We start from the raw sequence: 14063 nt of genomic DNA, 5'->3' as shown, positions 1-14063 counted from the left end.
AAAAACGCGAGACGTCGACCCTCGAGGCGATTCCCGAGCGCCTCGCGCGGCTCATCCTCGAGGAGAAGCCGCCGGCGCCGGCGCCGGCGCCGCAGGCGCCGGTCGCGCTGCCCGCGCCCGCCGCGCCGAGCGCGGCGCCGCCGGTGGCCGCAGCGCCGAAGCCCGCTGCCGCGCCCGCGCCCCTCGCGTCGGCGCCGGCGCCGCGGCGCAGCGAGCGCGCGGCCCAGACGCCGCGGGTGGCGCCCGATCAGGGCGTCGCCGGGCGCCGCGCGGCCGAGGCGGCGACGCAGAGCCTCGCTGCGACGAGCCGGACGCTGGATGCCACGCTCGACAAGCTGACCGCGGCCCTGCCGGCCGCTGAATCCGGCACCGCCGCGCCGGCCGCGGCCGCGCGCGGACGCCTGCGCCGCGGGCGCGGGCAGGAGGCCCTCGGCGACGCAGGCAGCGGCGTGGCGGCGGCAGCGCCCGCGAGCGGGGGCGGGGTGTTGCTCGCGGCGGGGCTCAGCGTGGACATCGGCGAGTGGAGCGCCGGCGCGGCGCGAACCGCGAGTGGCGCGGCCGGCGGCGGCGCGACGGCTCCGCGCGGCACGGGCACCGCCGTCGGCGGCGGCGAGGTCCGCAGCAACGCCTCCCTGCTCGCCGTGCTGCAGCGCTACGCGCCGGGCATCCGCTACTGCTACGACGACGCGCTCAAGCGCGACGCCACCCTGGGCGGCAAGCTCGTGCTGCGGATCACCGTGGAGGCGAGCGGCAGCGTGAGCGCGGCCGAGGTGCTCGAGGACGGACTGCGCAGCGCCGCCGTGCTGGACTGCGTGCTCGCGCAGGTGAAGGCCTGGAACTTCGGCGCCGTGCCGGCCGGGCAGGTGAGCTTCCGCGCGCCCTTCGTCTTCACGCCGGGGCAGTAGCGACCGGGCCGCGCCTTGACAGCGCCCGGCCCCGCGGCCTAGCGTAGCCGCTCACCCCCCAGCCGGGAGCGCCGCGCCATGGCCATGAGAACCCGCCGCGACACGCTCTTCCTCATCCTCGGCGGCTTCTTCCTCACCAATGCGATCCTCGGCGAGCTGATCGGGGGCAAGCTCTTCTACCTGTTCCCACCGGACTTCACGGTCAAGCTGGGCCTGCTCGAGATCGGCCCCTTCCTGATGTCCGTGGGCGTCATCCCCTGGCCGATCGTCTTCCTGACCACGGACCTCGTGAACGAGTACTACGGCAAGCGCGGCGTGCGGCAGCTCACCTTCCTCGGCGTCGGCATGATCGCCTACGCCTTCCTCGTGCTCTTCGCGGCGCTGGCGATACCCGCCACGGACTTCTCGCCCGTCTCGGGCGCGGCCTTCAAGCAGGTCTTCGGCCAGTCGCTGTGGATCATCGTCGGCTCGCTCGCCGCCTTCGCGCTCAGCCAGCTCACCGACGTGCTCATCTTCCACGCCTTCCGCAAGCGCACGGGCGCGGGCCGGCTCTGGCTGCGCGCGACGGGCTCCACCGTCTTCTCGCAGCTCGTCGACACGATCGTGATCCTGGGCATCGCCTTCTACCTGCCCGGCAAGCTGAGCGGCCAGCAGTTCCTGAGCATCGCCGTGACGCAGTACCTCTACAAGTTCACGGTGGCCGTGCTGCTCACGCCGCTGATCTACGCCGGGCACAGCGCCGCCGAGCGCTTCCTCGGTCCCGACCTTGCCCACGAGATGGCCCAGGAGGCCGCGCAGCAGTCGGGCAGCGCCTAGGGCCTCGATGGCGCCGGGCTGGCGCGGGGTGCTAGAATGGAGTACGCCCCGGCGCTCGGGGCGGCGACTTTCGACTCGCAGCCCGCGACCTGGAGCCCGCAACGATGCGCGACATCCCGAGGCCTTGGCCCTCCCGGCGCGGGTGGACGGCGGCAAGCGCCGCCGTCCTGCTCGCGCTCGCGGGCACTGCGCGGGCCGCGGACTGCCTCGACTACGGCCGCTACCTGCGCTGGCTGGGCACGGCGAGCACGCCGGCCGTCGCCGAGGGCGTGGCCCTGGCCGGGGAGGTCGCCCTGGTCGCCGATGGCAGCTCGGGCGTCTACCTCTACGAGGTGAGCGCGCCGAGCCAGCCGCGCCTGCTCGGCCTCTTCAACACGCCGGGCTGGGCCTTCCGCGTGACGGTGGCGGGTGAATACGCCTTCGTCGCCGATGGCAGCCACGGCCTGCGCATCTTCGAGTTCGCCGATCCTGGCACCCCCCACGCCGTCGGCAGTCTGGAAACGGATGAGCTGGCCATCGGCGTCGCGGTGGCGGACACGCTCGCTGGCATCGCCGATCGCTATGGCGGCCTCGTGGTCGCCAGCATCGCCGATCCCTCGGCGCCGCAGCACCTGAGCACGCTGGGCGGCCTCGGCTATGCTGCGGCGGTGGCGATGCGCGCGGACCGCGCCTACCTCGCGATCGCGAACGGCGGGCTCGCGGTCGTCGACCTCAGCGCGCCTGCGAGTCCACAGCAGATCGCCTGGCTGCCGCTGCCCGGACAGCCGCGCGCGATCGCCCTCCAGGACGACTTCGCCTATCTCGCCTGCGGCGACACCGCGCTCGCGGTGGTTGACATCGCCGAGCCGGCGAGTCCGCAGCTCACCGGCAGCCTACCGCTACCGGGCTACGCCTGCGGTGTCGCGATCGCAGGACGTCTGGCCGCGATCGCAAGTGCGCCCTACGGGCTGCAGACCGTGGACATCAGCAACCCGCAGCGGCCGGAGCTGCTCGGCAGCCTGCCGACGGCCGGCTTCGCCTTCGCGGTGGCTGTGGGACCGGAGCGCGCCTACGTCGCCGCGGGCACGAGCGGGCTCGAGATCATCGACCTCGCCAATCCGGCCGGCGCGCCGAGCGCGGCGGCGCTCGCCCTGCCCGGCGATTGCACGGGTGTGGCCGCAGCCGGGACGCGCACCTGCCTCGCCGCCGGCGCGGCAGGGCTGCAGGTCGTCGACATCGGAAACCCGCTCGCGCCGCAGCTGATGGGGACCTTCGACACGCCGGGCTCGGCGGTTGCGGTGGCGATTGCCGGCGACCTGGCCGTCATCGCCGACTACCTGCCCGGCCTGCAGCTGATCGACATCGCCGAGATGGCGAACCCTCGGCTCCTCGCAAGCCTGCCTACGCCCGGGCATGCCTGGGACGTGGCGCTGGCAGGCGGCTACGCCTATGTCGCCGACGACTTCGCAGGGCTCGCGGTGGCGGACCTGCGCGATCCCCAGCAGCCGCGGCTCGTCGGCGGCGCCGACACGCCGCGGCAGGCCCGCGGCGTGGCCGTGCGCGGCGCGCGCGCCTACGTCGCCGACGGCGACGGCGGTCTCGTCATCGTGGACGCACAGGACCCAGCGCATCCGCTGCTGATGGGCAGCGTCGGCACGCCGGGCCTCGCCAGCGACGTCGCCGTCGCGGGCAACTACGCCTACGTCGCGGACCTCGAGAGCGGGCTCATCGTCGTCGACGTCAACGATGCCTGGTGGCCGCAGGTGGTCGCGAGCGTGAACACACCGGGCGCGGCGCGGGGAGTGGTCGTCCGCGGCACGCACGCCTTCGTCGCCGACGACAACGCCGGCGTGCAGGTCGTCGACATCAGCGTGCCGGCGCGGCCCTGGCTGGAAGGCTGCCTCGACACGCCGGGCTACGCGGCGGCAGTTGCTGTCGCGGGTGAGTACCTCTTCCTCGCCGACGGCGAGGCTGGCCTGCGCGTGCTCTATCCGCACTGCGCGGATCCGCTCGCCGCGGATCCCTTGCCGGCCGCGGGCCTCGCGCTCGCCGCCTTCCCCAATCCCTTCAATCCGCAGACGAGCTTGCGCTTCGCACTCGCGTCGCCGGGACCCGTGAGCCTGGCGGTCTACGATCCCGCCGGGCGCCTCGTCGCGCGCCTCGCCGAGGGCCGCTTCGGCGCGGGCATGCACGGGGTCGCCTGGTCAGGCCGCGACACAGCCGGACGCTGTCTCAGCTCGGGGGTCTACCTCGCGCGCCTGGAGGCCGCAGGCGCCGTGGCCACGCAGAAGCTGGTAATGGTTCGCTAGGCTACGCGCAGCGAGTGGGCGTCGGCCCATTGGGCCAGCGCCGGCCGGTCGGGAACAGGTCCGATCCTGACGCGGGCTAGCCGGCGGAAGCCGGAAAGAAACAAGCGGCCGGCGGGTTGCCCCGCCGGCCGCTTGCCGAAGGCGTGTGTGCTGCGCCTCTCGCGTGCCGGGCCGCGGGTCCTAGCGGACCAGCACCAGGCTGCGGCTCTGGCTCTGGCCCATGGCCTCCAGCCGGTAGAAGTAGACACCCGAGCTGACGGCCTGGCCCTGGGCGTCCTTGCCGTCCCAGTGCAGCGCGTGCTCGCCGGCGCCGAGCGCGCCGTCGGCCAGCGTCCGCAACAGGCGGCCGGAGATGTCGTAGACCGCCAGGCGCGCCCGGCCCGCCGCCGCCAGGCTGAAGCGCAGGGTCGTCGCGCCGTCGCCGGGACGGAAGGGGTTGGGCTGGCTCTGCAGAAGCGACAGCGACCACTGCGGCGTCCCGTCGCCGGGCACCGCGGTGAGGTCGGCCTCGTAGGTCTCGATCGCGAAATCGTCGATCGCCGCCTCGGTCAGCCCCGGCGTGTTGAGGTCGCAGGCGATGAAGCGGAACCGCACCGTGCTGGTCAGGGGCACGAGGCCGGTGAACTCCTCGTTCGCCAGCGTCCAGCTGTTGGCGATGTTGACGACGCGCTCGAGCTCGACCCAGGTGGAGCCGTTGCTCGAGACCTGGACGACGAAGTCGTCGTCGCTGGAGTTGCCGCCCTCGCCGTACCAGCGCCAGTAGCGCACGAAGGCGCGATCGACGGCGCTGAGATCGAAGACCGGGCTGAGCAGGGTGGTGCAGCCGCCGTCGACGTCCGCGTCCCCGACGGCGCCGCCGACGCTGCCGTTGCCGGTGACGAAGCAGTAGATGCCCGGCGTCGGCGTGTGGTCGTCCTCCGGCTGCATCGGCGTGCCGTTGTAGTTGGTGCCGACGGGATCCGCCCAGACCCAGATGCCGGTCGTGGCGGCGTCGCCCGGGGCGCCGAAGACCCAGCCGCCCTGGCCGGCCTCGGCGTCGAAGGCGTAGAACTGCTCGGTGATGTACAGCGTCTCGAAGGCCAGCGGCGCGCCCGCGGGCAGCACGCTGCTGTGGCCGACGCCGTCAGTCGCCTGGACGTAGTAGTCCAGGTGGCTGTTGGCGAAGGAGCCAGGCATGTTCGCGTTGTAGACGAGCGGGCCGCCCGTCATCGGCAGCGTCTGCCAGGGGCCGCTGTTGACGCGGTAGTAGAGCGTCACCGAGGCGACCGCGCTGAAGTCCTGGGCGGTCACGCTGATCGGGTAGGGTCCGGCCGTGTTGCTCGTGCTGCCACCCGGCGTCAGGTTCGAGAGGTTCGGCCCCGCGATGTCCGTGAGCGCGAAGTTCTGCACGGTGACGGCGCCGTCGTTGACGGTCACGGTCGCGGTCTGATCGGCGAAGCCCGGCATGCTGGCGCGCGCGGTGTAGGTGTTCGCGCTGGCCGAGCCGTGGTAGAAGCCGGTGCCGTCGGTGTTCCAGTCGAAGGTCGTGCCATCGAGAGCGACCGTCGCGCCGGGCAGCGGCGCGTTGCCGTAGCTGGCGTTGCGCACGTAGCCCTCGAGCGAACCGAAGCCCTCCATCGCGGCGAGGACGGCGGCGTAGGCGTCGACGAAGCCCCAGCCGTAGGTGTTGTCCTCGCCGGCCGTGCCCTCATCGCGGGCCGTGTCCATCAGGATCTGCTTGATCGTGTCGACGTCGAGGTCGGGGTTGGCCTCGCGCATCAGGCCGACGATTCCGGCCACATGCGGACCGGCCATCGAGGTGCCGCTGTAGGCGCTGCTGTAGCCGCCGCCGGGCACGGACGAGTAGACGTCCACGCCGGGAGCGGAGACCTCGGGCTTCAGCTTGAGCGCGGGCGCCACGTTGCAGCCCGTGGGGCCACGGCTCGAGAAGCTCGCGATCGGGTAGGGCCAGTTGTAGTTCGTCGCATCGACGGCGCCGACGGCGAAGCAGTTGTAGATCGTCGTGGCGCGATCGGCCGGCGAGCGGTGGCTGGTGCTCGAGGGACCTTCGTTGCCAGCGGAGAAGGTGACGACGACGCCCGCGGCCTCGCAGCCGTCGATCACGGCCCACCAGCGCGTATCGCAGTCGGTGTAGCCGCCGCCGAAGCCCTCGTTGATGCCCCAGGAGTTCTGCACGACGTCCGGCACGTCGTTCGTGGTGTTCGGGTTGCCATCGGGATCGGCGAACCACTCGAAGGCGGCGATGACGTCGTTGTCAAAGGCGCCGCCGACGCCCTGGTCGATGGCGTTGCAGGCGATCCACTCGGCGCCGGGGGCGACGCCGATGCTGTCATCCGGTGCCAGACCGGTCTGTGTACCCATCACGTGCGTGCCGTGGCCGTAGTTGTCGACGGGGAAGGTGGTGCCGCCGCCGAGCACGTCGAGCCAGCAGTGGCTGGCCGGGGCATGGGTGCCACGCCAGCGGGCCGCGAGGGCGGGGTGGCTGCCCTGAACGCCCGTGTCGAGGTTGGCGACGATGCGCCCGGCGCCCGTGATGCCCAGCTCGTACCAGACCTGCGGGGCTCTGAGCGCCCGCACGCCAGGAGGCACGCCGATGCCGCGCGTGCCCCGCTCGCTGGTCTCGCTGTCGAGGCCGGGGGTCATGATCGGCGAGATCAGCTCGGGCTCGAAGTCCAGCTCGATGAAGGCGACGTCAGGGCGCGCGGCGATGGCCGCGATGGCCCCCGGCGTCGCGGAGACGACGATCAGGTTGGCGATCCAGTAGGGCGTGTAGCCCAGCACGGCGCCGGTCGCGAGCTGGCTGTCCAGCCAGGCGCGCAGGGAGGTCTGGGAGCGAGCGACGTCCTGCAGCGCGAGGACGACCTCCCGGTGCCGCCGGTCTAGGCTGGCGCGCTCGACTTTGAGCTGCTGGTTGAGCGTGGCGAGAGGCGCCTGCTCGGTCATGGTGACGATGACCTTGATTGCCTCATCGGCGGGGGCCGCGTCCATCCGCGTGGCTAGGGCGGGGTGGATTTCCCCCGCGGAAGCCAGGGCGGGCAGGAGCAGCAGGGCCGTCAAGGCAAAGGCTTTGACGAGATGCATGAGCTTCCTCCTCCGAGATCCTCGCATCTGCGTGTGCGCCGGCGCCGGGCGCCGGTTCGATGGCGGTTGGGCAGCGAGCTGGCGGGTGGCCGGGGTCGCTGAGTTCAAGGCGTGGCGAAGTCATTGTACCACAGGCGGATTCCCAGCGTCAGCGAGATGTTTCGGGAGCCTCTCGGCTGCCCGCGCGATCGCCTGGGCGCAGCCAGCAATGGCGTCGCCCGGTCATTCTTGGCGCCAGCGCTTGGCGCCAGCGCTTGGCGCCAGCGCGTGTCCCAGCATCCGGCCGGGCGGCAGGCGCTGCTGCGCCTCGCGGCGAGGCGGATCCGATTGTCTTGAAGCGGGATTGCAGCAAGGATCCCTACTTGCAGCAAGAATTGGGTGCAGGCTGCGCTTCGGGCGTGGCGCTCTCTGGTCAGGAATGCTGCGCCGTGATAGGCTCTCAGTGAGCTGCAGGCAGCCATCCCAGCCGACAGCCAAACTACCACTGCACGAGGAGATCCTCATGTCGCGTCTGATTGCGCTACTGAAAAATGGAATTTGCGTGCTGGCGGCTCTGGTCGCCTTCGCGCCGGCCCTGCGCGCGGACACCATCCACACCAATGAGACGATCTCGACGAACACGACCTGGACCCTGGCCGGCAGCCCGCACATCGTCGTCGGCAGCTGCGAGGTGAGTGCCGTAGCCACGCTGACGATTCAGGCCGGCTGCGAACTGCGCTTCGACAATGGGGCCTACCTGAACATCAACGGCACCCTGCGAGAGCTGCACGCTGCGCCTCAACAACTACGGCGTCTACGCAACCAACGCGAGTCCGCAGTTCACGCGCTGCAGTGTCACGGACAACTTGCAGTACGGCATCTACTTGAACGGGGTCTGCCAGCCGGTCTTCGGCAGCGGCCTCACCGAATGGACCGACGTCCACAGCAACGGTGGCGCGAATCCTGAGCGCGACCTGCGCAACGGCAGCGCGAACATCCAGGCGCGCTACGTCTACTGGGGAACGACCAGCGAGGCGGCCATCGAGGGCAAGATCCGGCACGACCCGGACGATGCCGCCCTCGGCTTCGTCACCTACAGCCCCTGGACGAACGCGGCACACAACGCCCTGATCTACTGGGTGAACTCGCCGGTCGACGATACGCCGGCCCTGCCGACGCGCTACGCCTTCGGCGAGGCCTTCCCCAACCCCTTCAACCCGACGACGACCCTGAGCTACGACCTGCCCCGGGCCAGCCACGTGCGCCTGGAGGTCTTCGACGCCAGCGGACGGCGCGTCGCGCTGCTCGCGGACGAGCCACAAGCCGCGGGTTCACGGGCCATCGTCTGGCAGGCCGAGGCGCTGCCGGCGGGCGTCTACTTCGCGCGCCTGCAGGCGGAGACTTTCACGGAGACGCGCAAGCTGGTTCTGATCATGTAAGGACTCAGCGAAGCAGCACGATGCGCAGCGCGCGGCTGGCCGCGCCGGCATGCAGGCGACAGAGATAGACGCCGGCGGCGGCCGGCCGGCCGCGCTCATCGCGGCCATCCCAGCGCGCCGTGTGCTCGCCGGCGGGCAGCTCGCCGGCCGCGAGCCGCCGCACGCGGCGACCCGCGACGTCAAAGACGCCCAGTTCGACCCAGGCCGGCGCTCCCAGCGCGAAGCTCAGCGCGAGCTCGCCGCCTCGCGGGCGGAAGGGATTGGGCCGGACAGCGAGGAGGCCCGGTGCCGCCGGATCCACCGGCGCCGCTGTCGGTCCGCCCGCAAGCGCTTGCTGAACGGCGGCGAAGGCATCGACGCAACCTCGACCGTAGCCGTTGTCGTCTCCCGCTGGGCCCTCGTCGCGCGCGGTCGCGAGCAGGATCTGCTTGATCGCCTCCACGCCGAGCTCCGGATTCGCGCTGCGCATGAGGGCGACCACGCCCGCCGCGTGCGCGCCGGCCGCGGCCGTGCCGCTCCAGACCGCGTAGCCACCGCCCGCTATCGAGGAGATCACTCCGACGCCGGGCGCCACCAGCTCGGGTTTGATCCGGAGCTCCGGCGGCGCCGCACAGCCCGAGGGACCGCGGCTCGAGAAACTGGTCAGCGGATAGGGCCAGTCGGCGGGGTCGCTGGCGTCGACGGCGCCGATGGCGAAGCTGCTCAGCGCCGTGCTCGCGCGATCGGCCGGCGAGCGAATGCTGCCAGGGGCGGGGCCGTCGCCGCCCGCCGCAAAGAGGCAGACGACGCCCGCGGCTTCGCAGTGGTCGATCACCGTCCACCAGCGGCTGTCGCAATCGGCGTAGCCGAGGACCTCGTTCACCCCCCAGGCGCTCATCACGAGGTCGGGCACGTCGTCCAGGGTGTCGGGATCGCCGTCGGGATCGGCGAGCCAGGCGAAGGCGGCGATGACGTCGTTGTCGAAGGCGCTGCCCACGCCCTGACCGATGGCGTTGGTCGCGATCCAGAGCGCCTCCGGCGCGACGCCGATGCTGTCGCCGGGCGCGCAGCCGGCGATCGTGCCCAGCACGTGCGTGCCGTGATTCATCGGGTCCACGGGCAGCACGGGCGAGACGCCGAGCAGGTCGAGCCAGCACTCGCTGGCCGGCGCGAAGAGGCCGCGCCAGCGCGCCGCAAGCGCGGGATGCAGGGCGTCGGCACCAGTGTCGAGCACCGCTACGAGCGCGCCCTCGCCGGTGATGCCGAGTTCGCGCCAGACGCGATCGGCGCCGATCGCGCGGATGCCCGTCGTCACGCCGATGCTGGGCAGGGGCGCCGCGGCCGGCGCGTTCCGCTCCTGAGGCTCGGCGCGGAAGTTGGATTCGACGAAGGACACTTCGCCCCGCGCGGCCAGGGCAGCGATGCCGGCCGGCGGGGCGGCCACCACCACCAGGTTCGCGATCCAGTGCGGCGTGTAGCCGGCGATGCGACCAGCCGCCCGCTCGGTCGCCAGCCAGGCGAGCAGCGGGGCCTGAGTGCGCGCAGCGGTCTCCCGCAGGCTCTCGATCACCGCGCGGTGCTGCGCGGCGCGATCGGCACCGCCGGCGGCCAGCTCGCGGCTCAGCGCGGCGACCGGCGCCTGCTCCTCGAGCAGGGCGATCACGCTGAACAGGCTGTCGGCGGGAGCGAGCGCGAGGCGCTCGGCGAGGACGGGGTGCAGGTTCGCCGCGGTGGCGGGCGCTGCCGCGCGGGCAGCCGCGACGAGAAGGGCGAGGCAGAGCGCACAGCGCATGGCAGACCCCTTTGCCGGAGTGTCCCGAGTATAGCCGAGCCGGCCTGACCGCGGTATGCCTTCGGTGTGCCGGTGCGCCGGGAGCGCTAGGCCAGCGCCAGGGCGTAGCGCGTGACGCTGCCGAACACCGCTTCGGCCTGGAAGCCGAACTCGGCGTAGAGGCCGGCGGGGCCCGTCCAGACCTCTCCGTCGGGCAGGCGGCCGGCGCCGCGCGGAAAGGCCTCGAGCCGCTTCACGCCGCGGCTGCGCAGGTCGGCGATCACGGCGCTGAGCAGGGCGCGCGCGCAGCCCTTCTCCCGCCAAGCCGGCGCCGTGAAGAAGCAACCCAGCGCGAAGGCGCCGGGGTTGGGATCTTCCGTGTAGCGCCCGGCGAGGTGCGCGAGGCGATCGCGCGGCGCGCACTGGCACCAGGCGACGGGCTCGCCGGCGGCGTAGAGCAAGTAACCGTCGCTCTCGCCGCGGGCGAAGAGCGCCTCGCGCAGGGCGCGGTTCTGATCCGCGCGGCGCTCGCCCCAACCCGCAAAGCTCTCCACCCACCAGGCCACGCAGAAGCACCAGTCGTGCTCGTTGGCCGCCGAGTGAAGGCGGAAGAAGTCCTCGCGGGCGGCGGCGTCCAGGCGGCGAACTTCGAATTGCATGCTACCAGTAGCGCTCCGCGTGGATCTGCCCGGGTTCCTTCTTCGTGTGCTCGCTGTAGCCCTCGGCCTCGAGCAGGGCGACCATGCCCTCGATCATCGCCGGGCTGCCGCAGAGGAGCACGTGCGTCGTCGCTGGGCTCGGCGCCAAGCCCCAGGCGGCCGCGAGGGCACCGCCGCGCCAGAGGTCCTGCACGTGGCCGGTTGGCCCCGACCAGGGGATGGGCTCGTCATCCGGACGGCTGATGATCGGCAGGTAGCTGAAGCTCGGGCACAGGCGCGTCATTGTGATCAACTCGCCGCGGTAGCCGAGGTCCCAGGAGTGCCGTGCGCCGAGCAGCACGGCCACCTTGCGCGCGGCGTCGCAGAGCAGCTCGCTGCGCAGCATGCTCATGTAGGGCGCGAGGCCGGTGCCCGTGGCAACAAGCGCGAGATGCGCCGACTTGGGCACGCTGTCCAGCGTGAAGAGCCCCGTGATCTTCCTGCCGAGAAAGAGGCGGTCGCCCGGCGCGAGCGCGAAAAGACGCGGCGTCAGCGCCCCCGAGCGGACGAGGATCACGTAGACCTCGAGGTACTGCCGATCCAGTGACGAGGAGGCCACCGAGTAGGCGCGGCGGATGAGCTTGTCCGGAGGCGCGGGCTCGTCCTCGGGATCGGCCAGTCGGTAGCGCGGCGCGCGGCCCGGCAGTCCGAGCACGGCGAACTGCCCGGGCCTGAAGGCGGGCAGTTCCCAGCCCTCGGGCGCCACGCGCATGATCAGCAGGCCCGGCGCCACCTCGATGCGCTGCAGGAGCACCGCGTTGAGGGCGTCGGTCACGGCCGGCGCGCCCGCCTCCAGCTCAGGCATAGTAGTCGTCCCCGCGGGCCGGGTTCTCGAAGCGCGTGTACTCCTTGACGAAGAAGAGCGGCACGGTGCCGATCGGCCCGTTGCGCTGCTTGCCGATGATCAGCTCGGCCTGGCCTTCGAGCTCTTCGTCGTCCTTGTCGTAGACCTCAGGCCGGTAGATGAACATCACGACGTCCGCGTCCTGCTCGAGCGCGCCGGAGTTGTGACTGACGATGCCGTCGGCGAGCCAGTTCGCCGGTCCCGGCACGGTGAGGTCGAAGACCTCCTCCTCGCCGTCCGGTTCGATGGCGACGATGCGGTCCCAGAAGAGGTCGCTCGCTGCCTGGCGCCTCAAGCTGTCGCTGTCAAGGTGCTCAGCGTAGTCGGCGACCGTCGCGCGCGAAGGGGCGAACTTGAAGTGAGCAGCGCCGCCGTAGGCGGTGCCACGCATGGCCGCCATGCGTCGCTGCGAGATCCCCGCGGCCGCCATGAGCGCCTTCACTTCCGCGAACACAGTGGAGGGCAGGGTGTCGACATTGGGATTCGGCCGGCGATCCGCAATCGCCTGCCGCAGGGCAGCAGCCGGAGCGACCCGCGGACCAAAGGCGCCCACGCTGTCGAGGAAGCGCTGCTGCGCTCCTCCCCCACGCACCGCCACCATGTGGACGGGGCGTCCAGCAGCCCCGCTGACGACCTGGGTGCGGGCGACGATGCCAAGCCGCAACAGCAGCGCTGCGACATCTGCGGCCAATCCCGGACTGCAGGTGCTGAAGCTCACCGCATGGCTGCCGCGCGCGCCCGGCCTGCGCACCGCGATCGTACCGTCAGTCGCCCAGAGATGCCTGAGCAGCAGCGCAACTTGCTCGTCGCACAGGCGGAAGGCCGCCGTTGGCACACGCTTTTCGTGGGAGCGCTGGCCGAAGATCCCGAGCTCGCGCAGCCAGCGGTTCACGCCGCAAGGGTGCCAGCGATTGCCATTCCCGCTGATGAGGAGCTGATGCCAGCGCCCGCGGCCAGCGAATCGCTTGACCTGCGCACCGAACTCGGCGCTGGCCGCTTCGGCGACGAGCCGCGAATTCTCCTCCGCGGCCGTCGTGTAGCGCATCGGTTGACCACTCAGGTAGCTGCCATCGCCGATTAGCTGGCCGAGCAGAGCAACGCGCCGCTCCGGCCAGCGTTCCGCGAAGCGAGGCTCGGGCAAGTGCCGGGCGATCGCCAGGCGATCGTCGACAGCGATTGCCTCGACTCGTCGCCAACCCTGCCCGGTTAGCACGCGATGCTCGGCCGTCGCGCGCAGCTGCCGGCCGGAAGCGAGGCGGATGCGAAAGACCGGCCGGATGCCTGTGCTCCAGACGAGATCGCTCTCCGCCGAGATCACCTTGCCGTTGCCATCGGTGGCCAGCACTTCCGGCGTCTGCCCGACGAGCTCGCGGATCGGCAGCCGACGGCCATCGGCGAGACAGACCAAGGTGTCGCCCGTCACGCATTCGCGGAGGTCCGACAGCAGCGGGCGCTTGTCCGTACGGCTCTCGAGCGCGCGGCTGAGCTGGCTGAGCGCGACGACCGGCACGCTCAGCTCCTTGGCCAGGGCCTTCATGCCGCGGCTGATCTCGCTGATCTCCTGCTGGCGGTTGTCGGCGCGGCTGATCGCCCGGCAGAGCTGAAGGTAGTCGATGATGATCAGGTCCAGGCCCTTCTGCGCTTGCAGGCGGCGTGCCTTGGCGCGCATCTCGAGCACGCTGATCGCCGGCGTGTCGTCGATGTAGATCGGCGCCTCGGCGAGCTGTCCGGCGGCCTGGGTGAGCAGCGGCCAGTCGGCGTCCTTGAGGTTGCCGGTGCGCAGCTTGTGGGCGTCGATGCGCGCCTCGGCGGTGAGCAGGCGCTGCACGAGCTGCTCCTTGCTCATCTCGAGCGAGAAGACGGCAATGCTCTTCTTCTCCTCGATCGCCGCGTGCTGGGCGACGTTGAGCACGAAGCTCGTCTTGCCCATGCTCGGCCGGCCGGCGACGATGATCAGGTCCGACGGCTGGAGGCCGCCCGTGAGCAGGTCCAGCCGATCGTAGCCGGTGGCGACGCCCGTGATGTGCGTCTTGCTGTCGTAGACGCGCTGGATATTCTGGAAGGTGGCCTTCAGGATCTCGTTGATGGGCAGGAAGCCCTGGCGCAGGCGGCCCTGGCTGACGGCGAGGATCGAGGACTCGGCGCGGTCGAGGATGTCCATCGCCTCGTCGCGCGCCTCGAAGCAGCTCTCGACGATCTCGCCGCTGATCTCGATCATGCGGCGCAGGGTCGCCTTCTCGGTGACGATGCGCGCGTAGTGCTC

10 protein-coding genes are annotated in these 14063 nt (G+C 71.6%); 4 read left to right on the top strand and 6 right to left on the bottom strand.

Features of this window, described 5'->3' with window-relative positions; all coding sequences use genetic code 11:
• The 3 genes from FJ251_07645 to FJ251_07635 all read left to right on the top strand — a co-directional run.
• The coding region (locus FJ251_07645) for an AgmX/PglI C-terminal domain-containing protein (protein MBM4117608.1) at positions 1 to 905 on the top strand (905 nt) is incomplete at its 5' end.
• 84 nt (positions 906 to 989) lie between these two features.
• The gene (locus tag FJ251_07640; protein ID MBM4117607.1) at positions 990 to 1721 is read left to right on the top strand and encodes a queuosine precursor transporter; all 732 of its coding nucleotides are present in this window, start codon (positions 990 to 992) and stop codon (positions 1719 to 1721) included.
• A 104-nt stretch (positions 1722 to 1825) separates the two neighbouring features.
• The gene (locus FJ251_07635; GenBank protein MBM4117606.1) at positions 1826 to 4009 is read left to right on the top strand and encodes a T9SS type A sorting domain-containing protein; all 2184 of its coding nucleotides are present in this window, start codon (positions 1826 to 1828) and stop codon (positions 4007 to 4009) included.
• 180 nt (positions 4010 to 4189) lie between these two features.
• Here FJ251_07635 and FJ251_07630 read toward each other — a convergent pair whose 3' ends face one another.
• Complete coding sequence (locus FJ251_07630) at positions 4190 to 7117, bottom strand: T9SS type A sorting domain-containing protein (GenBank protein ID MBM4117605.1); 2928 nt, start codon at positions 7115 to 7117, stop codon at positions 4190 to 4192.
• 493 nt (positions 7118 to 7610) lie between these two features.
• Positions 7611 to 7859, bottom strand: a complete 249-nt coding sequence (locus tag FJ251_07625; protein ID MBM4117604.1) for a hypothetical protein — start codon at positions 7857 to 7859, stop codon at positions 7611 to 7613.
• A gap of 1 nt (position 7860) precedes the next feature.
• Between FJ251_07625 and FJ251_07620 the strand changes: the two genes are divergently transcribed.
• Positions 7861 to 8508, top strand: coding sequence for a T9SS type A sorting domain-containing protein (locus FJ251_07620; protein ID MBM4117603.1), 648 nt, complete (start codon positions 7861 to 7863; stop codon positions 8506 to 8508).
• A gap of 4 nt (positions 8509 to 8512) precedes the next feature.
• Here the strand turns inward: FJ251_07620 and FJ251_07615 are convergent, their stop codons facing one another.
• The 4 genes from FJ251_07615 to FJ251_07600 all read right to left on the bottom strand — a co-directional run.
• A complete protein-coding gene (locus FJ251_07615) occupies positions 8513 to 10279 on the bottom strand; it encodes a hypothetical protein (protein ID MBM4117602.1) in 1767 nt (588 codons plus the stop codon).
• Positions 10280 to 10365: 86 nt separating this feature from the next.
• Positions 10366 to 10917: a GNAT family N-acetyltransferase gene (locus FJ251_07610; protein MBM4117601.1), complete on the bottom strand. Its 552-nt coding sequence runs from the start codon at positions 10915 to 10917 to the stop codon at positions 10366 to 10368.
• A gap of 1 nt (position 10918) precedes the next feature.
• The gene (locus FJ251_07605) at positions 10919 to 11761 is read right to left on the bottom strand and encodes a ferredoxin--NADP reductase (protein ID MBM4117600.1); all 843 of its coding nucleotides are present in this window, start codon (positions 11759 to 11761) and stop codon (positions 10919 to 10921) included.
• On the bottom strand, positions 11754 to 14063 hold a 2310-nt coding region (locus tag FJ251_07600; GenBank protein MBM4117599.1), incomplete at its 5' end, for a replicative DNA helicase. The genes FJ251_07605 and FJ251_07600, both read right to left, overlap by 8 nt.

Source organism: bacterium (assembly GCA_016873475.1).
Lineage (GTDB): Bacteria > Krumholzibacteriota > Krumholzibacteriia > JACNKJ01 > JACNKJ01 > VGXI01.
The sequence above is the reverse complement of the archived record's forward strand: the minus strand, read 5'-3'. Positions and strand labels throughout refer to the sequence as shown.

What these genes read in the sequence shown, in the direction of transcription:
- FJ251_07605 (MBM4117600.1), bottom strand. Translation starts at nt 11,761, where the DNA reads ATGCCTGAGCTGGAGGCGGGCGCGCCGGCCGTGACCGACGCCCTCAAC.
- FJ251_07610 (MBM4117601.1), bottom strand. Translation starts at nt 10,917, where the DNA reads ATGCAATTCGAAGTTCGCCGCCTGGACGCCGCCGCCCGCGAGGACTTC.
- FJ251_07640 (MBM4117607.1), top strand. Translation starts at nt 990, where the DNA reads ATGAGAACCCGCCGCGACACGCTCTTCCTCATCCTCGGCGGCTTCTTC.
- FJ251_07615 (MBM4117602.1), bottom strand. Translation starts at nt 10,279, where the DNA reads ATGCGCTGTGCGCTCTGCCTCGCCCTTCTCGTCGCGGCTGCCCGCGCG.
- FJ251_07635 (MBM4117606.1), top strand. Translation starts at nt 1,826, where the DNA reads ATGCGCGACATCCCGAGGCCTTGGCCCTCCCGGCGCGGGTGGACGGCG.
- FJ251_07630 (MBM4117605.1), bottom strand. Translation starts at nt 7,117, where the DNA reads ATGCGAGGATCTCGGAGGAGGAAGCTCATGCATCTCGTCAAAGCCTTT.